The organism is Allomuricauda sp. F6463D, assembly GCF_023015965.1.
Lineage (GTDB): Bacteria > Bacteroidota > Bacteroidia > Flavobacteriales > Flavobacteriaceae > Flagellimonas.
Window position 1 is genome coordinate 56,161 of record NZ_JALKAN010000002.1, and the last position, 26,429, is coordinate 82,589.

General features: G+C 41.9%; 19 protein-coding genes and 1 tRNA gene. 12 read left to right on the forward strand and 8 right to left on the reverse strand.

The annotated features are described in order from the left end of the window. Nucleotides 1-11 precede the first annotated feature (11 nt). The 3 genes from infB to rimP are packed head-to-tail and all read right to left on the reverse strand — an operon-like array spanning nt 12 to nt 4,523. Complete coding sequence (gene infB / locus MWU56_RS08810) at nt 12-2,774, reverse strand: translation initiation factor IF-2 (RefSeq protein WP_247043804.1); 2,763 nt, start codon at nt 2,772-2,774, stop codon at nt 12-14. A gap of 42 nt (nt 2,775-2,816) precedes the next feature. Further along, nucleotides 2,817-4,049, reverse strand: coding sequence for a transcription termination factor NusA (gene nusA, locus MWU56_RS08815; RefSeq protein WP_247043806.1), 1,233 nt, complete (start codon nt 4,047-4,049; stop codon nt 2,817-2,819). A 12-nt stretch (nt 4,050-4,061) separates the two neighbouring features. Beyond that, complete coding sequence (gene rimP / locus MWU56_RS08820; protein ID WP_247043807.1) at nt 4,062-4,523, reverse strand: ribosome assembly cofactor RimP; 462 nt, start codon at nt 4,521-4,523, stop codon at nt 4,062-4,064. Nucleotides 4,524-4,870: 347 nt separating this feature from the next. Here rimP and MWU56_RS08825 point away from each other — a divergent pair, with 347 nt between their 5' ends. Together MWU56_RS08825 and MWU56_RS08830 are read left to right on the forward strand one after the other, a co-directional pair. Then, on the forward strand, nt 4,871-8,278 hold the full coding sequence (locus MWU56_RS08825; RefSeq protein ID WP_247043808.1) for a PA14 domain-containing protein: 3,408 nt from the start codon (nt 4,871-4,873) through the stop codon (nt 8,276-8,278). A gap of 79 nt (nt 8,279-8,357) precedes the next feature. Further along, the gene (locus MWU56_RS08830; RefSeq protein ID WP_247043809.1) at nt 8,358-8,708 is read left to right on the forward strand and encodes an adenylate/guanylate cyclase domain-containing protein; all 351 of its coding nucleotides are present in this window, start codon (nt 8,358-8,360) and stop codon (nt 8,706-8,708) included. A gap of 31 nt (nt 8,709-8,739) precedes the next feature. On the opposite strand, the gene MWU56_RS08835 is transcribed toward MWU56_RS08830, so the two are convergent. After that, nucleotides 8,740-8,811, reverse strand: a tRNA-Gln gene (locus tag MWU56_RS08835). A gap of 170 nt (nt 8,812-8,981) precedes the next feature. On the opposite strand from MWU56_RS08835, the gene MWU56_RS08840 reads away from it, so the two are divergent. Beyond that, nucleotides 8,982-12,314, forward strand: coding sequence for a DUF2723 domain-containing protein (locus tag MWU56_RS08840; RefSeq protein ID WP_247043810.1), 3,333 nt, complete (start codon nt 8,982-8,984; stop codon nt 12,312-12,314). Between the two features lie 35 nt (nt 12,315-12,349). Here MWU56_RS08840 and MWU56_RS08845 read toward each other — a convergent pair whose 3' ends face one another. From MWU56_RS08845 to MWU56_RS08855, 3 genes are all read right to left on the reverse strand, one after another. Next, complete coding sequence (locus MWU56_RS08845) at nt 12,350-12,646, reverse strand: thioredoxin family protein (RefSeq protein ID WP_224835494.1); 297 nt, start codon at nt 12,644-12,646, stop codon at nt 12,350-12,352. Nucleotides 12,647-12,732: 86 nt separating this feature from the next. Next, entirely contained in the window at nt 12,733-13,965 is a 1,233-nt protein-coding gene (locus MWU56_RS08850; RefSeq protein ID WP_247043812.1) for a metallophosphoesterase, read from the reverse strand. 54 nt (nt 13,966-14,019) lie between these two features. Beyond that, nucleotides 14,020-14,739 carry a copper homeostasis protein CutC gene (locus tag MWU56_RS08855; protein ID WP_247043814.1) on the reverse strand — a complete coding sequence of 240 codons (720 nt, stop codon included), beginning with the start codon at nt 14,737-14,739 and terminating at the stop codon, nt 14,020-14,022. Nucleotides 14,740-14,779: 40 nt separating this feature from the next. Here MWU56_RS08855 and MWU56_RS08860 point away from each other — a divergent pair, with 40 nt between their 5' ends. The 6 genes from MWU56_RS08860 to MWU56_RS08885 all read left to right on the forward strand — a co-directional run bounded on the left by MWU56_RS08860 (nt 14,780) and on the right by MWU56_RS08885 (nt 22,168). Beyond that, entirely contained in the window at nt 14,780-15,781 is a 1,002-nt protein-coding gene (locus MWU56_RS08860) for an isoaspartyl peptidase/L-asparaginase family protein (RefSeq protein WP_247043816.1), read from the forward strand. A 223-nt stretch (nt 15,782-16,004) separates the two neighbouring features. Further along, complete coding sequence (gene polA / locus MWU56_RS08865; RefSeq protein WP_247043818.1) at nt 16,005-18,839, forward strand: DNA polymerase I; 2,835 nt, start codon at nt 16,005-16,007, stop codon at nt 18,837-18,839. A gap of 127 nt (nt 18,840-18,966) precedes the next feature. Continuing rightward, complete coding sequence (locus MWU56_RS08870; RefSeq protein WP_247045221.1) at nt 18,967-20,157, forward strand: MFS transporter; 1,191 nt, start codon at nt 18,967-18,969, stop codon at nt 20,155-20,157. A 32-nt stretch (nt 20,158-20,189) separates the two neighbouring features. Next, nucleotides 20,190-20,459, forward strand: a complete 270-nt coding sequence (locus tag MWU56_RS08875; protein WP_247043820.1) for a thioredoxin family protein — start codon at nt 20,190-20,192, stop codon at nt 20,457-20,459. Nucleotides 20,460-20,547: 88 nt separating this feature from the next. After that, nucleotides 20,548-21,375 (forward strand): glycoside hydrolase family 2 TIM barrel-domain containing protein, encoded by an 828-nt coding sequence (locus tag MWU56_RS08880; protein WP_317236550.1) that lies wholly within the window; start codon nt 20,548-20,550, stop codon nt 21,373-21,375. A gap of 55 nt (nt 21,376-21,430) precedes the next feature. Next, entirely contained in the window at nt 21,431-22,168 is a 738-nt protein-coding gene (locus tag MWU56_RS08885; protein WP_247043823.1) for a sulfite exporter TauE/SafE family protein, read from the forward strand. Here the strand turns inward: MWU56_RS08885 and MWU56_RS08890 are convergent. Further along, complete coding sequence (locus MWU56_RS08890) at nt 22,156-22,611, reverse strand: MarR family winged helix-turn-helix transcriptional regulator (RefSeq protein WP_247043824.1); 456 nt, start codon at nt 22,609-22,611, stop codon at nt 22,156-22,158. The two genes, MWU56_RS08885 and MWU56_RS08890, sit on opposite strands and share 13 nt — an antisense overlap. 177 nt (nt 22,612-22,788) lie before the next feature. Here MWU56_RS08890 and hppD point away from each other — a divergent pair, with 177 nt between their 5' ends. The 3 genes from hppD to fahA all read left to right on the forward strand — a co-directional run bounded on the left by hppD (nt 22,789) and on the right by fahA (nt 26,429). Then, a complete protein-coding gene (gene hppD / locus MWU56_RS08895) occupies nt 22,789-23,922 on the forward strand; it encodes a 4-hydroxyphenylpyruvate dioxygenase (RefSeq protein WP_247043825.1) in 1,134 nt (377 codons plus the stop codon). An 81-nt stretch (nt 23,923-24,003) separates the two neighbouring features. Beyond that, nucleotides 24,004-25,161 carry a homogentisate 1,2-dioxygenase gene (locus MWU56_RS08900; RefSeq protein WP_247043826.1) on the forward strand — a complete coding sequence of 386 codons (1,158 nt, stop codon included), beginning with the start codon at nt 24,004-24,006 and terminating at the stop codon, nt 25,159-25,161. 47 nt (nt 25,162-25,208) lie between these two features. Then, nucleotides 25,209-26,429 carry a fumarylacetoacetase gene (fahA, locus tag MWU56_RS08905; protein ID WP_247043827.1) on the forward strand — a complete coding sequence of 407 codons (1,221 nt, stop codon included), beginning with the start codon at nt 25,209-25,211 and terminating at the stop codon, nt 26,427-26,429.

Consider the following 26,429-nt stretch of genomic DNA (forward strand, 5'->3'; position numbering starts at 1 on the left):
ATTAATATGTATTATAATTTCTTCTTTACCGCTACTTCTTGGAAAGATTCTACAATATCCCCTTCGCGTATATCATTATAATTCTTTATCTGTAGACCACAGTCATATCCTTTGGAAACTTCTTTGACATCATCTTTAAAACGTTTCAACGAAGCCAATTCTCCAGTATAAACAACTACACCGTCCCTAATCAACCTAATACGTGAGTTTCTAAAGATTTTACCGCTAGTAACCATACAACCGGCAATGGTCCCTATTTTAGAAATCTTGAAGGTCTCCCTTATTTCCGCATTACCCGTGATTTCTTCTTTCATTTCCGGAGACAACATACCTTCCATTGCATCTTTCAGGTCATTGATCGCATCATAAATGATAGAGTATGTTCTGATATCGATTTCCTCTTTATCTGCAATTGATCTGGCATTGCCCATTGGACGCACATTAAATCCGATAATAATTGCATCAGAGGCACTTGCCAACAATACATCAGATTCTGTGATTGCACCAACTCCTTTATGAATAATATTTACTTGGATTTCATCTGTTGATAATTTTTGGAACGAATCCGTTAAAGCTTCCACCGAACCGTCAACATCACCTTTAAGGATAATATTAAGTTCTTGGAAATCGCCCAACGCAATCCTACGTCCAATTTCATCCAATGTAATATGACGTTGCGTTCTCACAGATTGCTCACGTTGCAACTGTGAACGTTTCGCAGCAATCTGTTTTGCTTCACGCTCATCTTCCAGAACGTGGAATCTATCTCCTGCTTGCGGAGCTCCATCCAGACCTAAAATTGAGATTGGCGTGGAAGGCCCGGCACTTTCAATATTATTCCCTCTTTCATCATGCATAGCTTTGACCTTCCCACTACAAGTTCCGGCCAACACATAATCACCAATGTTCAAGGTACCGGTCTGCACTAATATAGTGGCAACATAACCTCTACCTTTATCTAAGAAAGCTTCCACAACCGTACCAACTGCAAATCTATCGGGATTTGCTTTTAGTTCCAATAATTCAGCTTCCAACAATACTTTCTCCAATAATTCAGGAACTCCTTGACCTGTTTTGGCAGAAATATCTTGGGATTGGACTTTTCCTCCCCAATCTTCCACCAACAAATTCATACTGGCCAATCCTTCTTTTATTCTATCTGGGTTTGCCGTTGACTTATCAACTTTGTTGATTGCAAATACAATCGGCACTCCCGCAGCTTGTGCATGACTTATAGCCTCCTTTGTTTGAGGCATAATATCGTCGTCCGCGGCAATTACAATAATTGCAATATCAGTAACTTGAGCACCACGTGCCCGCATCGCGGTAAACGCTTCGTGACCAGGAGTATCCAAGAATGTAATTTTCTGTCCATCTTGCAATGCAACTCCGTATGCTCCAATGTGCTGAGTAATTCCACCGCTTTCACCAGCAATTACGTTTTCTTGTCGAACATAATCCAACAACGACGTTTTACCGTGATCCACGTGACCCATTACTGTAACTATAGGCGCCCTTGGCTCTAAATCTTCAGGAACATCCTCTACCTCTTCAATGGTCTCCTCTATCTCCGCAGTTACGAATTCAACTTCGTAACCAAATTCATCAGCTACAATCGAAAGTGTCTCAGCATCTAAACGCTGATTGAGCGTAACCATGATACCCAAGGACATACATGCCGATATAATTTGGGTTGTGGAAACGTTCATCATGGTAGCAAGCTCATTGACAGTAACAAACTCTGTTACTTTGAGGATCTTGCTCTCCATTTCCTGTTTTTCAAGATCTTTTTCCGTTTGCTGACGGTGCTGATCTCGTTTTTCCCTACGGTATTTAGCTCCTTTTCCTTTACTGGATTTCCCTTGAAGTTTTTCAAGAGTCTCCCTTACTTGTTTTTGTACTTCTTCTTCGGTAGGCTCAACCTTTGGTGCTGTTGAACGCTGTCCTTTTCTTCCTGCTGCACCTCTATTATTACGCGCACCACCTGATTGTGGGCCACTCTTAACAATCCTTCTTCTACGTTTTTTACGCTCCGCTCCATCGGATGCTCCTCCTTTGGATTTCTGAGCATCTTCCTTCTTCTTCTTAACGGGCTTCTTAAACTGGGAAAGGTCTATTTTATCTCCAGTAATCTTAGGTCCGGAAAGTTTTTGATACTTCGTTTTTATAGTGCCTGTTTCAGGATCTTCTGAAGCCTCCTTTCTTTGTTCTTTCGCCTCAACATCTTTCGCCTCTACCTCCTTAACCTCTTCTGGCTTTTCCTTAACCGCTTCTACTGGTTCCGGAGCCTGGGGCTTTTCTTGCTCTTGCGGCTCCTCTTGGACTTCTTTTGGCTCTCCCTCTTTTTTGGGGCTTTCTATCTTAGGAGTTTCTTTCTTAGGAGATTCTTTTTTTGGTTGATCAGGTTTTTTGTCCAAATCTATTTTACCAACAGTCTTGGGCCCTGTAAGCTCAGCTTTAGCTTTCACTACGTGCTGTTCTGCCTCTTTCTTTTCTTTGGCTAACCTACGTTCTTCCTGTTCTTTCTCCATTCGGATTCGGATAGCTTCCTTTTCTTTCCGCTTTTCCTCACCAACTTCCTTGGAAGCAACCTTTTTGCTCTTATCCGTTTGGAATTCATCCAACAGAACTTGATACACCTCATTGGAAATCTTTGTTGTAGGCCGAGCCTCTACCTCATGCCCTTCCGAGTTAAGGTAGTCGACCGCTCTATCCAGTGAAATATTCAATTCTCTAAGAACTTTGTTCAGTCGTATTGTTGGATTTTCTGCCATAAATAATTTTACTTGCCCTAAATTTTCGCTGCTAATATAAGCCTAATCTTCAAATTCTTCCTTGAGGATGCGAACGACCTCTTGAATTGTTTCTTCTTCCAAATCTGTCCGCTTCACCAAATCTTTAACATCTTGTTCCAAAACGCTGCGTGCAGTATCCAACCCAATCTTCTTGAGTTCTTCGATAACCCAGCTTTCAATTTCATCGGAAAACTCGGTCAACTCAACATCTTCCTCAACACCTTCACGGAACACATCTATCTCATAGCCAGTTAATTGACCAGCTAATCGTATGTTATGCCCACCTCTACCAATTGCCTTGGACACTTCCTCTGGCTTTAGGTAAACTTGAGCTGTTTTTTTCTCGTCGTTCAGTTTTACTGATGACACCCTAGCAGGACTAAGTGCACGGGTTACCATTAATTGCGGGTTATTGGTCCAATTGATAACATCTATGTTCTCATTCCCCAATTCACGAACAATGCCATGGATTCTGGATCCTTTCATACCTACACAGGCACCTACTGGATCAATTCTATCATCATAAGAGTCCACTGCGACCTTAGCTTTTTCGCCAGGTATTCGGACTGCTTTTTTAATGGTGATCAAACCATCGAACACTTCCGGAATCTCTTGGAAGAACAATTGCTCCAAGAAAATAGGCGATGTTCTGGACATGATAATGGCAGGCTTGTTTCCTTTAAGCTCCACACTTTCGATAATTCCACGAACATTGTCTCCTTTGCGAAAAAAATCTGATGGAATTTGTTTTTCCTTTGGAAGAATGATTTCATTCCCTTCATCATCCAATAAAATTACGGCGCGATGTCTTATATGATGTACTTCGGCCGTATAAATTTCACCTTCTAAATCCTTGAACTGTTTGTAAATGGTAGTATTATCATGCTCATGAATCTTAGAAATCAAATTTTGACGTAATGCCAAAATTGCCCTTCTTCCCAGGTCAATTAGTTTAACTTCTTCCGAAACATCTTCCCCTACCTCAAAATCTGGCTCGATTTTTCTAGCCTCAGATAAGGATATTTCCTCATTTGGCTCTTCCACTTCGCCATCTTCCACAACAATTCGGTTTCTCCATATTTCTAAATCTCCTTTGTCGGGATTGATAATAATATCAAAATTGTCGTCAGAACCAAATTTCTTCTTAAGTGCACCTCGGAAAACTTCCTCCAAAATTGCCATAAGGGTCACCCTGTCAATAAACTTATCGTCCTTAAACTCCGAAAAGGATTCGATGAGCGCTAGGTTTTCCATTTTCTACTACAATTAAAATTTTAATTTAACTTTTGCCTCTTGAATGTCAGAAAATGCGATTTCTTGCTTTTTCTGCACTGTAATTTTTCCTTTACCTATAGGCTTCGGCTCACGCGCCTTCCACTCCAAGGTAATACTATTTATCGAACTGTCCACCAGTGTTCCTTCCAATTCCCCGGAACTGGTCTTCACCTTTAATTTTCTTCCGATATTTTTTTTATACTGTCGCGGTAACCTCAATGGAGATGCAGCGCCAGCAGATGTAACCTCTAGGGAAAAATCCTCTTCTTCACGGTCTAGATTATGTTCTATCGCCCTACTAACATTCATACAGTCCTGAAGACTCACACCCTCATCACCATCCAATACAACTTTGATGCTATTGTCGCCGCCAACTGTAAAATCGACCAAGAACAAGGAAGAATTTTCTTCCAAGGCTTTATTGAGCAACAACTGCACTTTATTCTTCAACATATAATTGAGCAATAAGTAATAAAAGAGGGGACTCGAAGTCCCCTCATGAATACTTTTATATCCGTTCAGTGGTGCAAATATACAAATAATAATATCGCATGTGCAACCCCTACCAACACAAAAATAACGCTTCCCATTCTATTGTTCAGCAGATTAACTATAGCCAAAAAGATTTAAAAGTACCATTAATGCTTTTTGTGATCAGTATTTTAAATAAACAAAAACATTGAATAAAAAATAACAATCCATCAATTCCAGAGCCTTAACACCCATTTTATGTGCTTTCACAACAAATATTTTGAACTGAGAACCTACCCCATATTTTTGTAGTTTAATCAATACTGTACATGTATATAACCTCGTTCTACAAGAAGAAAATGAACCATTTTCCAAATAAATGGATGTTTATATTGGCATTTTTTCTGTTGGGAACATTTCTTTCCTTTGCCCAAACAACTATTTGGAGTGAAAATTTCGATAGTTATAACAACAATACCCAAAGTGGAACAGCAACCGGATCTTCATCCACAAGTTGGACAACTAATCAAGGTAACAAATTATCCGTGCGGAACAACGCATTAAGAGGTAGAAATTTGGGCTCGGAAGGCACATGGGAGATTAACTCCATTGATATTACTGGATATGACTTTATCAGCTTCAGTATGGACACAAGGGTCAATAATCAAAACCAAATGGACAATGGTAGTGATTACTTTATTGGTGAATACCGTTTAGATGGAGGATCATGGCAGGAGTTCGTGGATGTTTCAGGATCAAGTTCAGATCCATTGGATTCCTCGTATAAAGTAAATTTACCCACTTCTGGAAGTTCTTCCCTGGAAATTAGGGTTCGAATGGACAATAACAATAATAACGAACAATATTTTATAGATAACGTAGTAGTTGAAGGTGTTTCTGGAATATGTAATGGAGAAGTTGACTTTGAATTTTATGACAGCATCCCAAGTGGCTACACAACCGACAATATACCGACCTCTGGCTTTCAAGGTTCTGGAGTATTTACCAGTTTTGATGTGGACGCCTTGCAAGCACAAGAAGACCCAGGGGACACCAATAGCTTTAGTATAAGATATAGCGGATATATTCAAATAGACACCCCGGGCACTTATACCTTTTACACCACCTCAGATGATGGTTCCAAATTATTCATTGATGGTACAGAAGTAGTAGATAATGATGGAAACCATGGCACCGAAGAAGAGTCTGGCAATATTTCCCTTACATCGGGATTACATACTATTACCGTCTTATATTTTGAAAATAGTGGTGGAGAAATATTGACCGTTCAATATCGGGGCCCTTCCATTTCAAAACAAAATATTCCTTTTTCAAAATTATATTCCACCTGTAGTCAACCCATTGCGGATCTCGATAATGATGGAATAGATGACGAAACCGATATCGATGATGACAATGATGGCATCTTGGATGTTGATGAATGTGGTGATGCTGGCGGAAATTATGTTCAGACTGCAACTAGCATACAATATTTTAATAACGCATCCAATGCGGAAGGAAACCCCGGCACCACCTACGCTGCCAACTCGGTTTCAACCTACGAAGGTCAGTCCATACTATTGTTCCAATTCGCTGAAGACATACCAGTCGGAACTACCGTAAGTGTATTCCTTGGAGCTGACCCATCTGTTTCAAATACTAACATGCAGATTCAAAATACCAGTGGCAACTGGATTGCCAATGCCAACAATATTCCATCTGGATCAATTACGGAAATTACGTTTACTGTTTCATCCAGCAATTTCCAATCCTTCAGGGTTATGGCTTATCAAGTAGGAGCCCGCGTGTACGGAGCAAGTTATGGAGCCACTGTTGATTGCAGCACCTTGGACACGGATGGCGACGGTATACCCAACTATCAAGACTTGGATAGTGATGGAGATGGCATCCCAGATAATGTGGAAGCACAATCATCAACAAGCTACATCTCACCATCCGGAATAGATGCAAACAACAACGGTTTGGACGACGCATATGAAAGCGGTGGAGTTTCATCTATAGATACTGACGGTGATGGAACCCCTGATTTTATGGATACGGACAGTGACAACGATGGCACCAACGACACCAACGAAGCCGCATTGACTCTTTCTGGGTCCGATAGCGATGGCGATGGACTAGATGACACCATTGACACAACTACAGGGTATGGAGACCCCGGAGGCACCATTGACAACCCAACAAATACAAATGGAAGCACGCTAATGCTACCCGATTCAGATGGAGATCTTGGCTCTGGCGGAGATTTAGATTTTAGGGACGATACCGTGGATGCGAACGACCCACCTACCATTTCGGCAACAGGGGACCAACAATTTTGTCCTAGCGATACTATTTCAGTAGTAGAAAGCGTAAGCATTACAGATTCCGATAGCAGTACTTTGGATGCTGTTTACGTACAAATTACTTCCAACTATGATGTTTCTGGCGATCTATTAAGCCTAACGGGCACACACCCAAACATAACCGCAAGTTGGGATACTTCGGAAGGAAGACTGTTATTGAACGGTCCAGCTACGTTGGCCGAATTTGAGGCTGCAGTTGATGCAGTCGTGTTCCAAACCACGGCAACCGTAGCTTCAGGGGATACCAGAACGTTTTCGATAGTATTGAACGAAGCCAATTACCTAGAATCAACAGGGCATTATTACGAATACGTACCCTCGCTGGGAATTACGTGGACAGCTGCAAGGAATGCTGCTGCACTAAGAACATTTTATGGACTTCAGGGATATTTGGCCACCATAACGGTACAAGACGAATCAGACCTATTGGGAGCACAAGCTCCTGGCGCTGGATGGATTGGCGCAAGTGACGCAACCACGGAAGGAGATTGGTACTGGGTCACTGGCCCAGAAGCAGGAACGCTCTTTTGGAGAGGGACTGCTGGAGGCACTGCATTTGCCTATGAATTCTGGAACTCTGGCGAACCTAACCAATCTGGAAATGAGGACTATGCACATATTACTGCCCCAGGGGTAGGGCTCGATGGCTCTTGGAACGACCTTTCCAACACTGGAGCCTCAAGTGGGGTCTATCAGCCTCAAGGGTATTTGGTGGAATATGGAGGTATGCCCGGAGACCCTCCTTACCCTGATTTAGCAGCCACCACGACCATTACTGTTGAAAACACTGCCCCTACAGCCAGTACACCAGAACCTATATCTGTGTACTGCACTAGCGATATACCTGCAGCAGACATCACAATCATAACAGACGAAGCAGATAATTGTGACCCAAATCCAACCGTAAGCTTTGTTAGCGATGTAAGTGATGGTGGGAGCGATCCTGAAATTATTACTCGCACCTATAGGGTAACGGATGCAGCTGGAAACAGCTTGGATGTTGAACAGACAATTACCGTTACACCACTTGCAATATCGACCCAACCCAGCAACCAAACCGTAGTTGTTGGCAACAATGGGAGTTTTTCGGTAGTAACAGCCAACGTAGACACCTATCAATGGGAAGTGAGCACGGATGGAGGTAGTAATTTTACCCCCATTTCCGATGGTTCGGAGTACACGGGAACTCAAACTGCAGATTTAACCTTAAACACACCGGACACCAACTATAACGGATTCATTTATCGAGTACTCGTTTCCAATAGCAATGGATCGTGCAGCCCACTCACTTCCGCTGAAGCAACCTTAACCATGAAAGCCGGTAGAGTTATCACCAACAGAGGTATCACATTTAGAGTGAACAAAAACTAAAGCCCTCCAATTTAAAGGGGAGGTTTACCAATATGTTGGAGATGAAATCGTGATTACATGGGAACAAAAAAATGGACTCATGAACGAAAATTGTATTCGTTGTTTTTACTCCATGAAAAAAAGTTTACAGAAAAAATCGGAGTATTTCGAGAAAACCTACGGAATGATACCGTCTTTTAGGGCCGGTTTGCACATGGGCATAGTGACGACTGGAGAAATTGGAGCTTTAAAAAAAGAAATCTTCTTTACAGGTGACGTCTTAAATGTTACTGCCCGAATTCAAAAACTTTGCAAACAGTTTCATCAAGAATTGATTGTATCCGAGCAACTGGCAAAGCCACTGGGCAAAAAAGGAGTTGACTTCGCTACTTTGGGCACAATGGAACTGGAAGGCAGAAAAAAACCGGTAAAACTTTTTGTTCCTAAATAAAAAAACCTCCCTTTCGAAAGGGAGGTTTTTGTTGACCCACTAGGACTCGAACCTAGAACGACTGGACCAAAACCAGCTGTGTTGCCAATTACACCATGGGTCAGTACCTTATTTGAGCGTGCAAATTTATAACAAACTTTTGTTTCAACAAATATTTTTGATAAGAATACTCGCTATTTTTCTTTATTAAGGGTGTTAAAGGTTTTGCAAAATTGACTAATCTTCTATTCTAGATTTACTAAATTCGCCACAATTCGGTTAATAACCAACTCTATGTTTTCAAAAGACTTTAAAAAATGGGACACCATCTTTGGATGGATTTCCTTCTCCATCGCCTTTATAGTATATGCTCTAACCGTTGAACCCACAGGGAGTTTTTGGGATGCAGGTGAATATATATCAACTTCTGCAAAATTACAGGTCGGACACCCTCCTGGAGCGCCCTTATTGCAGATGATAGGTGCATTCTTTGCCATGTTCGCTTTTGGCGACGAGACCAAAATTGCCCTTATGGTAAATGCCGTTTCAATAGTTTCCAGTGCTTTCGCTGTACTTTTCACTTTTTGGACCATCACCAATTTGGTGGGCAAATTGATATCCACAAAAAGTGACATAAACAATAGCAAAGCTATCGCCATTCTTGGCAGTGGTCTTGTTGGAGCACTCGCTTTTACTTTCTCGGATAGTTTTTGGTTCAATGCCGTTGAAACCGAAGTATATGCCATGGCAAGCTTCATTATGGCATTGCTACTTTGGTTAGGATTAAAATGGACAGACAATTTGGACGACCCAAGGGGTCACCGCTGGCTAATGCTAATCTGTTTTGTGATAGGTCTTACCTTCGGTATACAATTTATGGGCTTTTTGGCCATTCCATCTATAGGTTTGCTCTATTACTTTAAAAAGTATAAAACCACAACCGTAAAAAACTTCTTATTGGCAAATATTGCCGTAGTCACGGCCCTCATTTTGGTATACAAATTTTCTTTGACCTATGTATTAAAATTGTTTGGTTGGAGCGAAGTGTTCTTTATCAACGAAATTGGGCTTCCTTTTAATTCAGGTTCCATTATCATGGGGCTTCTATTTGTTATTGTATTTTATTTTGGATTGAGTTACACCCGCAAGCACAATTACTATAGCGCCAATATTATTGTTCTCTGCCTAATGTTCCTTATTCTAGGGTTTTCATCTTGGTTGATGCTCCCTATTAGAGCAAATGCCAAAACAGTAGTTAACGAAAATAACCCCGCCGATGCCCGGGCATTGTTGGCCTACTACAATAGGGAACAATACCCTGGTGTGGACAGTCCTGTTTATGGCGCCTATTATTCGGATACTTTTGCCCAATCAGGTGAAGATAGGGACGATAGTCCCAAGTATGAAAAAGACTTGGAATTGGGTAAATATGTAATTGTTAATCATTACGAAGGTGCTATCCCGGGACCCAATGAAAACCATGTTGGCATTTTGCCCAGAATGTGGAGCGATCAGCATGCAGAAAATTATATGCGTTACTTTGGAGCCTTGGATTTCCGAATTAAATCGGAATTTATCTCCAATAATGAGCTTAGAGAAGCTGTCAATCAATTTAAAACGGCACATTCCCAAGGAGAGCTGGACACCGAACAATATATTCGATTTTTACGTGAGTTCGGAGAGTACATCGAAGTAGAACCCCCAACCGTGGGACAAAACCTTCAATATCTATTCGATTTCCAATTCAGCTATATGTTCATGCGCTACTTCATGTGGAATTTTGTTGGTAAGCAAAATGATCTACAAGGCAGATACGATGATAACGGAAATTGGCTGAGCGGTATCAACTTTATAGACAGCATACGTCTGGGAAGCCAAGAAAATCTACCCAGCGACTGGGAAAACAACAAAGGACGAAACACCTATTTCTTCCTACCATTATTACTGGGAGTTCTAGGCATTGTGTTCCAGATTTCCAAAAACCCAAAACAATTCTGGGTTCTGCTCGTCTTCTTTTTATTTACAGGGCTGGCCATACAGTTTTATACCAACCCCTACATCTTCCAACCCAGAGAACGGGATTATTCTTTGGTAGGCTCCTTTTATATTTTTTGCATTTGGATCGGCCTTGGGGTCTATGGCCTCTTTGAAGAATTTAAAAAGCTGATCTCTGCAAAAATAGCAGCGCCTGCCATTACAACCCTGTGTCTTTTGGCTGTACCCTTGTTAATGGCCTTTCAAAATTGGGACGACCATGACCGATCTGGTCGATACACCGCCCCAGCCACAGCAAAATCCTATCTGGATTCGTGTCAAGAAGATGCAGGAGCGATATTATTTACCATTGGGGACAACGATACCTTCCCGATTTGGTATGCACAGGAAATCGAAAATTATAGAACCGATGTCCGCGTAGTCAACACCAGTCTTTTTGCTACAGATTGGTATATAGATCAAATGAAACGCAAAGCGTACGAAAGTGACCCGATACCTTCACAATTAACACACGACAAGTACAGTTATGGGACAAGGGATGCCGTATACTATCAAGGTATTACAGAAAATCGTTGGGATATTAAAGATTTTATGAATTGGATTGGCAGTGATAGGCCTCAAACCAAATTCAGGCATATTTTAACCAATCAAGGAGCCGATTTGAGCAATTATTCAGAGAGCACCTTGGATATTGTGTACTACCCTACCAACAAAATCAGGATTCCTGTTAATAAGAAAAATGTATTGGAAAGTGGATTGGTAAAAGAAAAGGATTCCGCTCTTATTGTGGATTATATTGATATAGATTTACCACAAAATGCACTTCCTAAAAACAGGATCCTTATGCTGGATATAATCGCCAACAATGACTGGAAACGCCCAATATACTTTTCTGGAGGAAGTTTTGACAACGCAGAATATATTTGGATGAAAGATTATCTACAACTGGATGGTCTCGTATACAAATTAGTGCCTATTAAAACTCCAAACAGAAACTCTTTTGAAATGGGCCGTATCGATACTGATTTGATGTACGACATTGTTAAAGATTGGGATTGGGGCAACTCAGGCAGTGATGATATTTACCACGATCCACAAACGCGCTCACAAGGGCTTTCGTTCCGAAGTAATTTGGCCCGTTTAACAGAAACACTTATAGCAGAAAATAAAATAGATAAAGCGAAGGATGTAATCAATATTGCCATGGAAAATATGCCCGTGGAACATTATTATTTCTATGCTTTTGTGGAACCGTTCGTTGATGGCTATTACAAAGTAGGTGAAACCGAAAAAGCCCGTGAATTGTTCGGTAAACTCAAAAAGGTGTATCAAGAACATTTGGAGTATTATGCCAACATCCCTTTGGATGAGCAATATGAAAAAATAGATGACATCCTATCCGACATGCAGGCGTATCGTAGAAACATTGACATCCTTATAGAAAATAGCGACAAAGAATTGGCTGAGTCCGAAACAATCATTTTCAATGAGTACATAGATATGTTCTCACAGTTTGTCGATGAAGAAGAAGATGTATTGGATGAGCCTTTGCCGATGGACCCCGACATGGAAGATTCCATTCCATTGGACACTATAGAAAGTGTATCGGACACTGCGGTTCCAAAAGAATAAATGCAAAAAGCGAGGCTGACGCCTCGCTTTTTAAACTAAATATATTCGTTTAAAATTCCAATAAGCGTATTTGCATCTTGCTCCCCACTCTGGCGCCACACCATCTCACCTTTTTTGTAGATCATTAAAGTAGGTAACCCTTTAATACGAAGTGCTTGTGAAAGTTCTTTGTTCTTGTCCACATCAATTTTGATCACTTTGCCCTTATCACCAAGAGCAGCAGCGACATCACTCAATACTGGGTGCATAGAGGTGGACTGCTCGTTCCATTCTGCATAAAAATCTAATAGCACAGGGACTTGTAAATCTATAAGTTCTCCGAATTTGGACATGTATTCTCAGGTTTACAGTCAAAAGTAATAAAAAATGTGAATGTTTTTACAGCATGTCAACACATTGCACAAACTTGAAACCCAATTTAGACCTGGCCTTTCTTTTTCAAAGTAATCACTGAAATCTCCGGCCAAATACCAAAACGACCAGGATAGCCTATAAATCCAAAGCCACGGTTCACATTAATGAATTGCCCAAGTTCCTTGTATATGCCCGCCCAATATTTGTAGCGCCATTTTACAGGACTCCATTTTACCCAACCGGGAATCTCCACTCCAAACTGCATGCCGTGGGTGTGCCCGCTCAAGGTCAAATGAAAGTGGTAATCGTCTTGGAGCACCACATCTTCCCAATGGGATGGATCGTGACTCAATAATATTTTAAAATCTTCCTTGGAAACACCTTCCTTGGCTTTTTGTAGATCACCTGCTTTTTTAAATCCTCCGCGACCCCAATTTTCCACACCAAGCAAGGCAATTTTTTCACCATCCCTTTCCAAAAAACGATTGGAGTTCAGTAAAAGATCAAAGCCCATTTCTTTTTGCATGGTTTTTAGATCCTCCAGGTTCTGTGCCTTTTCTTCTTCGGTATCCCAAACCGCATAATCTCCATAATCGTGGTTTCCCAAAATGGAGAACACACCGTCTTTGGCATCCAAATGGGAGAACACCTCTTTCCAAGGTTCCAGTTCTTTCGAACGGTTGTTTACAATGTCACCGGTAAAGAAGATGGCATCACTTTTTTGCTCATTGATCAAACCTACCCCGTATTCCACCTTTTTATAATCATCAAAACTACCACTGTGCACATCAGAGATCTGGGTAATTTGATAGTTATGAAAAGCATCTGGAAGGTCATCAAACTCTAACTCGTACTTCAACACCTGATAATTATATTTACCACGGTACATTCCATACAACAAAGCACCAAAAGGCAAAGCTGCCAACCCAAGGGCTATAGCGCTGACAAACCTTCTGCGCGAGGGAAAATAACCTGCCTCAACATCCGACACCCCGACAATCTTATTGTATCCAAAACCCAATAAACGTACTATATCCTCCAATAAAAGAAAGAAGCCCAAGACCAAGGCCAACAAAAAGAATGCGGCAAAAATGGTTCCAGCAATGGCAGCAGTACCTTTGAATCCGTCGCTTGGATCGTAGGTCATTACTTTTATGGTCAAAAATATCAAGGCAGCCAAAAACACTACAATATAGGTCCAATGAAGCAACGGACTTTTAAACAAGGTTTTGAATGCTTGAAAACCATAAATGGCCAACACCACATAAAGGATGGCGAAGACAATAAATCGGGACATACAATTTTTTTACAAAATTAGAGCTAATATCCTATTCAGCAGTACTTTTTAATTTTATTTAACGGCCGCAACAATAGTTTCAAGGATATTTAAACCAGAAACTGCGACTTCGCCTTCCACTAAATGTTTTGTGGAATTCATACTAATTTTCCCGTTCAACTCGATTGAATTTCCAAAGGAAGTTCCAGAACAATGAATGGCCTTTAGGCCGATTGTTTTAAATTTTGATGCATTGCTCGGCGAAATACCACCTCCTGCCATAATGGTCATGGAACTATTTTGCTGCCAAAGTTCCAAATGCTGTATTCCCAGTTCCGCTGATGGTTCTCCACCTGAGGATAAAATGGTTTGCACCCCCATATCTTCAAGCTTATTGATGGATTCCAACGGATGAGCAACCCAATCAAAGGCACGGTGAAATGTAAAATGCATCGAATGGGCCAGTTCCACTAATATTTTGGTTCTTTCAATATCAATGGAAAAATCGTCCATCAACACACCCGAAACAATGCCATCCACACCAAGTGCTTTACAAACCAGAACATCTGCTTTCATCACTTCAAACTCCATATCGGAATAGGTAAAATGACCGCTTCTAGGTCGAATCAGCACATGTATTGGAATATCTAACTCTTTTTTAACTAACTCAATAAGTCCCGCAGATGGGGTGATGCCGCCCACTCCAAGTTCCGAGCAAAGTTCAATCCTATCAGCTCCAGCCTTTTGAGCATTTAAGGCCGACTCTAAAGAGTTGGCGCAAACTTCTACCAGCATATTGTATATTTATAATACTTAAAATTAAACATACCAACCCATGGAACGACGCAAATTCCTTAAAAATTCTAGTTTGTCCGCTGCCGGGCTGGTTTCCGCTTCCACTTTGGCCGCCTGTAAAACGGAACCAAAGTCCGAAACAGCCCCTGCGGCAATAATTCCAACTCCAAATCCCGTAAAACCAATCGTAGTCTGCACTTGGAACTTTTTCAATGCTTCGGAAAAGGCATGGGATGTCTTACGATCGGGCGGAAATGCCTTGGATGCCGTCGAGCTAGGGGTAATGGTCGAAGAAGCTGACGAAACCAACGAAACCGTAGGCAAGGGCGGTCGCCCCGACCGTGATGGCAGGGTCACTTTGGATGCCTGTATCATGAACAAGGACGGTAATTGTGGTTCCGTAGTTTGCATGGAAAACATTGTACACCCCGTTTCGGTGGCCAGAAAGGTAATGGAAGAAACCCCACATATTATTTTGGCGGGCAAAGGGGCTGAAAAATTCGCTTATGAACAAGGGTTCAAAAAAGTGGATTTGTATACAGAAAGTACCCGAAAACAATATGAAGAATGGCTGAAAACCTCCAAATACGAGACCACCATAAACATAGAAAACCATGATACCATAGGCATGTTGGCCATTGATGAAAATGGTGATATTGCCGGTGCCTGTACAACTAGTGGCATGGCCTACAAAATAGCGGGTCGCGTTGGGGATTCGCCTATAATCGGAGCCGGACTTTTTGTTGACAATGAAGTGGGCGGAGCAACGGCCACCGGAGTTGGCGAAGAGGTGATCCGTACCGTGGGCAGTTTTTTGATCGTGGAACTCATGCGACAAGGCAAAAGCCCACAAGAAGCCTGCGAAGAGGGGGTAAAGCGCATCATGAAGAAAAACGAGGGCAGAAAGGATTTCCAAATCGGGTTTTTGGCCATCAACAAAAATGGGGAAACAGGCGGCTACTGTGTACATCCCGGTTTTACCTATCGGGAGTATTCCGATAATGGTCACGAGAACCGAGAAGTTATAAGTTTCTACGAATAGATATTAGAACCAAAACCGTTTCGCTCTCAGATTCAAGAAGCAAGACTTTTTTTTGTAAAAAACTATATGTCTCGTCTCTTAGCTCCAGTTTCTTGCAACTGATAACAATAGCTCTAAAATCTAATATCTCACATCTTATATCTTTTTAAACAGCAATTCGTACTTTTAAACCTGCCTTTTATTATTGTTTATTGAACATTGCTAACTGACAATTAAAAAATACATGTCCGAACAAAAACGTCTTTTTTTACTCGATGCCTACGCACTTATATTTCGTGGTTATTACGCCTTGATCAAAAACCCACGAATCAACTCCAAGGGAATGGATACCTCAGCAATTATGGGATTTGTAAACTCCCTTTTTGATGTGATCAAACGTGAAAACCCCGATCATTTGGCCGTTGCTTTTGACAAAGGTGGCAGTGTGGAACGTACCGAAATGTTCGAAGCATACAAAGCCAACCGGGATGAAACCCCTGATGCCATCCGTATTGCCGTACCATATATTCAGCAAATTTTGCAAGCCATGAAAATTCCCGTAGTGGAATTGGCAGGCTATGAGGCCGATGACCTGATAGGCACTTTGGCAAAACAAGCTGAAAAGGAAAACTACAAGGTATTCATGGTTACGCCCGATAAGGATTTTGGACAATTGGTGAGCGAGAACATTTTTATGTACCGCCCTGCCAGAATGGGCAACGGTATCGAAATATGGGGTATTCCCGAAATACAGAAACGCTTTGGCGTAAAACGTCCGGAACAAGTAATCGATTATTTGGGAATGATGGGCGATGCAAGTGATAATATCCCAGGATTGCCCGGTGTGGGAGATAAAACTGCGAAAAAGTTTTTAGAGCAATTCGACTCCATGGAAGGTTTGTTGAGCAATACCGATCAGCTCAAAGGCAAAATGAAGGAAAAAGTAGAGGAGAATGCAGAGTTGGGCCGTTTATCGCGGAAGTTGGCGGAAATCAAAATTGATTGTGATGTGCAATTCCAAGCGGAGGATTATGAAATGTGTCCGCCCGATGCAGAAAAAGTGCAGGAGATTTTTGAAGAACTGGAATTCCGAAGACTCAAGGACCAATTCATCAAAATATTTTCGGGCGAGGCGGAAACCACCACCCAAGTGACCAGTACCAAAACAGCCAAAGCAGAGGCCAAAGTGGCGGGAAGCGGTCAGTTTACCCTATTTGGGGCAGACCCTTCGGACGCTGCTGCCACCATCAAAGATGTAAACAGCCGAAAAACCATTGCCGATGTATCCCATTTTTATCAAACCGTAGAGAGTGGACGAGGCATGGAACTCTTTTTGGAACTATTGATGAAACAACCTTCGGTTTGTTTTGATACCGAGACCACCTCCCTCAATCCTTTGGAAGCGGAACTGGTGGGCATCGCCTTTAGTTGGTCGCCCGGCAAGGGCTTTTACGTGCCCTTTCCAGATAACGAGAACGACGCCAAACCTTTGATTGAAAAATTGCGTCCGTTTTTTGAATCGGAAACCATTGAAAAGGTGGGGCAAAACTTAAAGTACGACATCAAGGTGATGAAAAACTACGGAGTGGAGGTGAAAGGCAAGTTGTTTGACACCATGTTGGCCCACTACCTCATCAACCCTGATATGCGCCACAATATGGACGTACTAGCAGAAACCTACCTCAACTACACACCCGTTTCCATTACGGAACTTATCGGCAAAAAGGGCAAGAATCAACTCAGTATGCGCGATGTTCCTTTGGAAAAACAAACGGAATATGCGGTGGAAGATGCCGATATCACCTTTCAGTTAGGGTTAAAATTTACACCGGAGCTCAAAGAGGCCCAAACCGATAAATTGTTTGATGAAATTGAGATTCCATTGGTTCGCGTATTGGCCGATATGGAGTTGGAGGGCATCAATCTAGACAAAGATTATTTGAATGGCCTTTCAGAACAATTGGACATCGATATAAAAGAATTAGAGCAAAAAATATATAAAGAGGCGGGTGAGGAATTCAATATTGCCTCCCCAAAACAGTTGGGTGAAATCCTTTTTGGCAAATTGAAGCTGGTTGACAAACCCAAAAAGACCAAAACGGGTCAATTTTCCACTTCGGAAGATGTGCTCTCCTATTTAGCAAAAGACCACGATATTATTCGGAGCGTACTGGATTACCGTGGATTGGCGAAACTAAAAAGCACTTATGTAGATGCGTTGCCCAACGAAGTACAGGAAAAAACAGGCCGCGTGCATACCGACTATATGCAAACCGTTGCCGCAACGGGCCGATTGAGCAGCAATAACCCAAACCTTCAGAACATCCCCATCCGAACAGAACGAGGGCGACAAGTCCGAAAAGCCTTTATCCCACGGGATGAAAACTATGTTTTATTGGCAGCGGATTATTCTCAGATAGAACTCCGTATTATTGCGGCATTGAGCGAAGAAGACACTATGATTTCAGCCTTTAAAAATGGTGAGGATATTCATGCTTCCACGGCATCCAAGGTATTTAACGTACCAATCGAGGAAGTGACCCGAGAACAGCGTAGCAATGCCAAAACGGTAAACTTTGGGATTATTTACGGAGTTTCCGCCTTTGGACTGAGCAACCAAACGGATTTGAGCCGTGGCGAGGCCAAAGAACTGATTGATACGTATTACAAAACCTACCCGAAACTACGCAATTACATGAGCGAGCAGGTAGATTTTGCCCGTGATAACGGCTATGTGCAAACGGTATTGGGACGGCGTCGCTATTTAAAGGATATCAACGCGGGCAACCAAGTAGTACGCGGGGCAGCAGAACGAAATGCGGTGAACGCTCCCATTCAGGGGAGTGCGGCGGATATCATTAAAATTGCGATGATCAACATCCACAAAAAGCTTTCCGAAGGAAAGTACAAGACCAAGATGTTATTGCAGGTACATGATGAATTGGTATTTGATTGCTATAAACCCGAACTGGAAGAGATGAAGGAACTCATTAAAAATGAAATGGAACATGCCTACGAACTTTCGGTACCGTTAGATGTGGAAGTTGGGATTGGTGATAATTGGTTGGAGGCGCATTAGGCATATCTTTTTCTCCTCAAATATGGAAAAGAGTATCAAATTGAAATTTATCCTTTTGGGTTTGTAAGTCTACATCACCGTTGTGGACAAACACCTTTCACAAGACTTGCTTTCTGATTTTAACGAAATGAAACCCTCCAAAATCATACTCCCAATCATTGTGTTGTCACAGTTTTGCTGCACATCGCTTTGGTTTGCGGGCAATGGGGTCATGGGCGACTTGGTTAGCACTTTTGGGTTAAGTGAAAGCGCAGTGGGACATTTGACCTCAGCGGTTCAATTTGGGTTTATAGTCGGCACCTTAGTATTTGCCATTTTATCGATTTCCGACCTCTTCTCCCCATCCAAAGTGTTTTTTTGGTGTGCTGTTTTGGGTGCATTGTTCAATTTAGGGATGATTTGGGAAGGTAATGGCTTGGCGAGCATTCTTTCCTTTCGATTTTTTACAGGCTTTTTTCTCGCGGGCATCTATCCCGTAGGGATGAAGATTGCTGCTGATTATTACGAAAAAGGTCTTGGTAAATCCCTAGGATATTTGGTGGGCGCATTGGTGGTCGGAACAGCATTTCCACATTTATTAAAAGAGATGACCCATGCATTGTCGTGGAAAGCGGTGCTAATGGCCACCTCATTCTTAGCCGTTTTGGGTGGCGCTCTAATGGTAAGTTTAGTACCCGATGGCCCATTCCGAAAACCAGGTCAAAAAATACATTTATTGGCATTTTTAAAAGTGTTTCAAAATAAAACTTTCCGCTCCGCAGCCTTCGGCTATTTTGGTCACATGTGGGAATTATATACATTCTGGGCATTTGTTCCCATTATATTACAAACTTATATGCTGGTTCATCCAAATGTAAGCTTCAACATTCCGTTATTGTCCTTTATAATTATTGCCATCGGTGGTTTGGCATGTGTGCTGGGCGGCTATGTAGCAGAAGTATTGGAAACTAAAAGTGTAGCGTTTATGGCTTTGTTGTTTTCCTGTATTTGCTGCTTGATTTCTCCTTTGCTTTTTATACAGGATTCCGAAGTGGTTTTTGTGGCATTTCTCATTTTTTGTGGCCTGGTGGTTATCGCGGACTCCCCCCTGTTTTCTACCTTGGTGGCACAAAATGCATCCCCCGAAATAAAGGGCACGGCATTGACCATAGTAAACAGCATAGGTTTTGCCATCACCATCATCAGCATTCAGTTACTCAATGAAATGCGAATCTGGACGAGTTCCAATATGGTTTATATGATTTTGGCTTTGGGTCCAATTTTGGGTTTGATGGCAATGGCATCAAAAAACAAAGTGCACAATGCCGTCACCAAATAAATCAGTAACATTAAAAATTGATATAAACTCTTATGACAGAACTTCAATTTTTTACCGGTAAAACCTGCGGGGTCTGCAAGGTGCTAAAACCAAAATTACTGGAAGCCGTAGAGGAAAACTTTCCAAATGTGAGCATCCGTGTGGTGGATGTTGAGGAAGAAACGGAGCTTGCCGGACAATCTATGGTATTTACATTACCAGTGGTCATCATTAAAGTTGATAATAGGGAAATGGCTCGTTTTGCTAGGAGTTTTGCCGTATACGAGGTTATGGATAAACTAAAACGCCTTAGTGGGGAATAACATCCACACCCTAAAAAACAAAAACTTCAAAAATTAAAAAAGACACCCAACCGGTGCCTTTTTCATTCCTTTTCATAGCATTACCTCAATTGCCAAAGGAAGGGCCAATTCCAGAGCAGATGCTGAGAAAGTTCTGGGTTATATCAAGGAAATGGGCGGGAACTACGTACGCCTATCCCACTACCCCCACAATGAGCACATTGTTAGGTTAGCTGACGAAATGGGAATTTTGGTCTGGGAGGAAAATCCTGTTTACTGGACCATTCAATGGAGCAATAAAGAAACCTACACAAATGCTGAAAACCAGCTACAAGAAATGATTGTAAGGGATAAAAACCGTGCGGCTGTAATCATCTGGTCCATGGCCAACGAAACCCCAGTAAGTGAAATACGAACCACCTTTTTGGGCAACCTCATCAAAACAGCCAGAAAAATGGACCCTACACGATTGATAAGTGCGGCACTGGAACAGAGCAGTGATATACATAATCCTGATATCAAACATATTGATGATCCATTGGCCGAGTTAGTGGACATACTTTCCTTTAACCAGTATATAGGTTGGTATATCGGCACCCCCGAAATATGCAAAACCACACAATGGAAGATTAGCCAAAACAAACCCGTGGTCATTTCCGAGTTTGGAGCGGGCGCCAAACAAGGGTTCCACAAAGATAAAACCACCCGATGGACAGAGGAGTACCAAGAATATCTGTACGTAGAAACTTTGGCAATGTTGCAAAAAATAGATCAATTGAGCGGAATGTCGCCTTGGATCTTGGTAGATTATAGGTCCCCAAGAAGACCTCTGCCCAATATCCAGGATGATTACAATAGAAAGGGATTGATATCCGAAGACGGCAAAAAGAAAAAAGCCTTCTGGGTGCTAAAAAATTTTTATGACCATTGGGAATAAATCAGTTTATAAACGGCATGAAAACACTAACTTTCCTATTACTTAGGATGGCGTTGTGAAATTAAACTACATTTTTCTATTATTGGCCTTGGTCGCTGAGATAATCGGCACCATTGGCGGCTTTGGCTCTTCGGTGTTTTTTGTGCCGCTGGGCAATTTTTATTTTGATTTTTACTCCGTTTTGGGCATGACGGCCATTTTTCATCTGTCCAGTAACTTGAGTAAAATCTTTCTATTCAAAAAAGGATTGGACAAAAAGCTGCTATTGTACATCGGGGTTCCATCCGTGCTTTTTGTAATTGTAGGCGGGTTTTTGTCCAAGGTTGTAGATAGCGGTGCATTGGAAATAGTGTTGGGTGCATTTTTGGTTGTCTTCAGTCTTTTGTTCCTCATCAAAACTGAGATTATCGTACTTCCCAATAAAAAAAACTCCATAATCGGAGGGGCATTGTCTGGTTTCTCTGCAGGACTTTTGGGTACCGGAGGTGCTATTCGTGGGCTTACCATGGCAGCCTTCAACTTGGAAAAAAATGCCTTTATTGCCACCTCGGCATTTATCGACTTTATGATTGATTTTTCGCGAACCTTTGTCTATTACGGAAACGGGTATATTGGAAAACAAGAACTGACCTATCTTCCTTTTTTGTTTGCCATTGGATTGGTGGGCACTTATTTGGGCAAACGAATATTAAATTATATCCCACAGGACAAGTTCAGGAAAATCAGTTTAATCTTGATTCTACTTATCGGGCTGGCAACGATAACCATGTTGGGGTTTGATTACTGGGGGTGATCTTCTTCGTAGTTCTCGCCTATTTTGTCCAAAACCCTTAAAAAGGTTTCAAACTCGGAAGCCCCAATATCTTTTAAAGCTAATTTTCGCAATTGAAGCGCTCGGGGAAGGGTCAAATTCAAAATTTCCTGACCCTTGGGTGACAATTCCAACTTAAAACGCTTTTGGTCCCCTTCAAAACGAGTTTTGGAAATCCACCCTTTGCGTTCCAATCCTCCAATCACCCTGGAAGTTGTGGCACGGTTACGAAAGTTTTCATTTACAATATCTCGCTGACTTGCCCCCTCCCCTAGTTGGTGGATTTGATGCAAAATCACCCATTGCTCAATAGTAGTATCCACCCCAAGTTCATCAAAGGTGCGCAAATATGCTTTTTGGATCTTACGGAGTACCAAATCCAAATGGAACCCCATTCCCTGTATTTCATCTATACGATTGAGCATTCTTCTAGGAATAGCCACAAAAATAGGGATTCCGATTTTGTTGACTATGACGACATCAAAATATCGCGATAAATTTTAACTCAAATTTCTGTCAACAAAACCACTTTGATGTTTCAAAATCATTATTTTTGTTGTTGATGCAACAATAAAGACTGAACAATAAAAAAATATACTACCATGGAGACATCAACAATTTCAAAAGCACAGGAAACTTCCGCAGATTTTATGCCTATTAATGGAACAGACTACGTAGAGTTATACGTTGGTAATTCCAAACAAGCCGCACACTTCTACAAAACCGCCTTTGGTTTTCAATCCTATGCACAGGCTGGTCTACAAACCGGGCTCCAAGACCGTGAAAGCTACGTTGTGATACAAGACAAAATCCGATTGGTACTGACCTCTCCCCTTAAAAGTGGAACAGTGATCGGAAAGCATATCGACAAACACGGTGATGGGGTAAAAGTTGTGGCCCTTTGGGTGGATGATGCTACCCAAGCGTATAACAACGCTATGGAAAGAGGTGCCAAATCTTACATGGAACCACAAGTGGAAGAGGACAAAGATGGAAAAGTGGTCCGTGCTGGAATTTACACTTACGGTGAGACTGTTCATATTTTTGTAGAGCGAAAAGATTACAATGGAACATTTCTGCCAGGCTTCAAAAAATGGGAGACACCAGACTATAATCCAGCACCAACCGGTTTAAAATTTGTAGATCACATGGTTGGTAATGTTGGGTGGAACAAAATGAACCATTGGGTCAAATTTTATGAGGACGTACTTGGTTTTAAAAACATTCTTTCGTTTGATGACAACGATATCTCTACCGACTATACCGCTTTAATGAGCAAAGTAATGAGCAATGGAAACGGTCGTATCAAATTTCCTATCAACGAACCTGCCGAAGGCAAGAAAAAATCGCAAGTAGAGGAATATCTCGATTTTTATGAAGACGAAGGGGTCCAGCACATTGCCGTGGCCACCGATGATATTATAAAAACCGTACGTGATCTAAGAAGTCGTGGCGTGGAGTTCTTGCAAGTCCCCGACACCTATTATGACGCCGTTACCGATCGTGTTGGTGAAATTGATGAGGATATTGCCCCATTAAAAGAATTGGGTATCTTGGTGGACCGTGACGATGAAGGGTACTTGCTTCAAATCTTTACCAAGCCCGTAGAGCCCAGACCTACTATGTTCTTCGAAATTATCCAAAGAAAAGGAGCTCAGTCATTTGGAAAAGGTAACTTTAAAGCACTGTTCGAAGCCATAGAGCGCGAGCAAGAGCTTCGGGGTACATTACATTAATCATAGTTAAGAGTAATGAGTGTTGTGTTATGAATCTTCTGAACTCTAAACTCTGAACTCCTAACTCAAAACTTAGAAAAGATGCCTATATACCATAAACTTGGGAAGATTCAGCAAAAACGGCATACCCAGTTCAAAAAACCAGATGGCAGCTTGTACTACGAGCAGCTTTTTGGCACTATCGGATTTGATGGAATGTCCTCGCTATCCTACCATGTTCACAGGCCCACGCAAGTAAAAGAAATTGGCGAAGCATTGGATGTAAGCCCAAAAATTGCAGTGGAAAAGAACATTACCAGCCGAAAGTTCATCGGTTTCGACGTAGCCCCCAAAGATGATTTCTTGGAAGCTCGCGAACCACTCTTGGTAAACAACGACGTACATGTTGGTTTGGCCGCCCCCAAAAAATCCATCACCGATTATTTTTACAAGAATGCCGATGCAGATGAAATGCTCTTTATCCATAAAGGGTCGGGTACGCTAAAAACTTTTTTGGGAAACATACCTTTTGAATACGGCGACTACCTCATCATTCCACGTGGGATGATCTATCAGATTGAATTTGACACCGAGGACAACCGTATTTTGTATGCCGAGTCCTTTCATCCAATCTATACCCCAAAACGGTATCGGAACTGGTTTGGACAACTTTTGGAACATTCCCCTTTTTGTGAGCGCGACTATAAATTACCACAAGACCTTCAAACCTTTGATGAAAAAGGCGAGTTTTTGATGCAAATCAAAAAACAAGGCATGTTGCACCAACTAGTGTATGCTTCACACCCTTTTGATGTGATAGGTTGGGACGGTTACAATTTTCCTTACGGATTTTCCATTCATAATTTTGAACCGATTACGGGACGTGTACATCAACCACCACCAGTGCATCAAACTTTTGAAACGGGTGCTTTTGTGGTTTGTTCGTTCTGCCCAAGGCTGTATGATTATCACCCCAAATCCATTCCTGCACCGTACAACCATTCCAATATAGATTCGGATGAAGTACTGTACTACGTGGATGGTGATTTTATGAGCAGAACCGGTATTGGACCCGGTTATATTTCCTTGCACCCAGCAGGTATCCCTCATGGACCGCACCCTGGTACTTACGAGGCGAGTATTGGCAAAAAAGGCACGGAAGAGTTGGCAGTAATGATCGATACTTTCAAACCCTTACAGGTCACGGAAAATGCCATCAAAATTGATGATGGGAAGTATTATACATCGTGGTTGGAGTAGTTTTGAATTAACTGAATGTCATTTCGAGCAGACAAAAAGTATTTTGCATGATCATAGATATACCCGAAAACTCAGATTTTTCGATTCACAATATCCCTTTTGGGATTTTTTCCACTAAAGAGAGAAGTCCACGTATTGGCGTCGCCATCGGAGACCATATTTTGGATATGGCTGCAGTGGCCGAATTGGACGTATTCGATTTTAACACAGCACTGTTAGAAAAAGACACCTTGAACGATTTTATATCCCTCGGAAAAGAAATCACCACACGCGTCCGAAAAAAGATACAGTATTGGTTAAAAGATGATGACTCCGTTTTGGCAGGAAAGCCAGAACTCTTTGTGAAACAATCCGAGGCCCAAATGCACATGCCCGTTACCATTGGCGATTACACGGATTTTTATTCGAGTCTGGAACATGCCACTAACGTAGGCAAAATGTTCCGGGACCCCGAAAATGCCCTTTTACCCAATTGGAAACACATTCCAGTGGGATACCATGGCAGGGCAAGCTCCATTATTGTGAGTGGACAACCCATTTATCGACCTAAAGGTCAAACCATGCCCAATGGTGCTGATACTCCGGTTTTTGGCCCAACAAAACGCTTGGATTTTGAACTGGAAATGGGTTTTATATGTGGTAAAGACACCAACTTGGGTGAATCCGTTTCCACGAAGGATGCCGAGGATTATATTTTCGGGCTGGTGCTGTTCAACGATTGGTCGGCCAGGGACATCCAAAAATGGGAATATGTGCCACTTGGTCCGTTCTTGGCAAAGAATTTTGCATCGTCCATTTCGCCCTGGGTAGTAACTTTGGAGGCCTTGGAACCCTTCAAAATAGAAAGTCCCACACAAGAACCCGAAGTATTGCCATATTTGCAATTCGAAGGCGCAAAGAACTATGATATCCATCTCGAGGTGGGCATTACCCCTGAACAAGGACAAGAAACCATCGTTAGCCATAGCAACTTTAAATATATGTACTGGAACATGTGTCAACAATTGGCGCATCATACCGTAAATGGGTGTAACATAAATATTGGAGATATGATGGCCTCCGGAACCATTTCGGGTAAGGAAGAAGATAGTTTTGGTTCTATGCTGGAACTGTCCTGGGGAGGTACAAAACCCATCAAACTCAAAAATGGAAACGAACGAAAATTTATTGAAGATGGCGACAAAGTAACCCTTAGAGGTTATACTAAAAATGGCGATATTAGAGTTGGATTTGGTGAAGTAACCACTAAAGTCTTACCTGCCAAATAA

What these genes read in the sequence shown, in the direction of transcription:
- infB (WP_247043804.1), bottom strand. Translation starts at nt 2,774, where the DNA reads ATGGCAGAAAATCCAACAATACGACTGAACAAAGTTCTTAGAGAATTG.
- nusA (WP_247043806.1), bottom strand. Translation starts at nt 4,049, where the DNA reads ATGGAAAACCTAGCGCTCATCGAATCCTTTTCGGAGTTTAAGGACGAT.
- rimP (WP_247043807.1), bottom strand. Translation starts at nt 4,523, where the DNA reads ATGTTGAAGAATAAAGTGCAGTTGTTGCTCAATAAAGCCTTGGAAGAA.
- MWU56_RS08825 (WP_247043808.1), top strand. Translation starts at nt 4,871, where the DNA reads ATGTATATAACCTCGTTCTACAAGAAGAAAATGAACCATTTTCCAAAT.
- MWU56_RS08830 (WP_247043809.1), top strand. Translation starts at nt 8,358, where the DNA reads ATGAACGAAAATTGTATTCGTTGTTTTTACTCCATGAAAAAAAGTTTA.
- MWU56_RS08840 (WP_247043810.1), top strand. Translation starts at nt 8,982, where the DNA reads ATGTTTTCAAAAGACTTTAAAAAATGGGACACCATCTTTGGATGGATT.
- MWU56_RS08845 (WP_224835494.1), bottom strand. Translation starts at nt 12,646, where the DNA reads ATGTCCAAATTCGGAGAACTTATAGATTTACAAGTCCCTGTGCTATTA.
- MWU56_RS08850 (WP_247043812.1), bottom strand. Translation starts at nt 13,965, where the DNA reads ATGTCCCGATTTATTGTCTTCGCCATCCTTTATGTGGTGTTGGCCATT.
- MWU56_RS08855 (WP_247043814.1), bottom strand. Translation starts at nt 14,739, where the DNA reads ATGCTGGTAGAAGTTTGCGCCAACTCTTTAGAGTCGGCCTTAAATGCT.
- MWU56_RS08860 (WP_247043816.1), top strand. Translation starts at nt 14,780, where the DNA reads ATGGAACGACGCAAATTCCTTAAAAATTCTAGTTTGTCCGCTGCCGGG.
- polA (WP_247043818.1), top strand. Translation starts at nt 16,005, where the DNA reads ATGTCCGAACAAAAACGTCTTTTTTTACTCGATGCCTACGCACTTATA.
- MWU56_RS08870 (WP_247045221.1), top strand. Translation starts at nt 18,967, where the DNA reads ATGAAACCCTCCAAAATCATACTCCCAATCATTGTGTTGTCACAGTTT.
- MWU56_RS08875 (WP_247043820.1), top strand. Translation starts at nt 20,190, where the DNA reads ATGACAGAACTTCAATTTTTTACCGGTAAAACCTGCGGGGTCTGCAAG.
- MWU56_RS08890 (WP_247043824.1), bottom strand. Translation starts at nt 22,611, where the DNA reads ATGCTCAATCGTATAGATGAAATACAGGGAATGGGGTTCCATTTGGAT.
- hppD (WP_247043825.1), top strand. Translation starts at nt 22,789, where the DNA reads ATGGAGACATCAACAATTTCAAAAGCACAGGAAACTTCCGCAGATTTT.
- MWU56_RS08900 (WP_247043826.1), top strand. Translation starts at nt 24,004, where the DNA reads ATGCCTATATACCATAAACTTGGGAAGATTCAGCAAAAACGGCATACC.
- fahA (WP_247043827.1), top strand. Translation starts at nt 25,209, where the DNA reads ATGATCATAGATATACCCGAAAACTCAGATTTTTCGATTCACAATATC.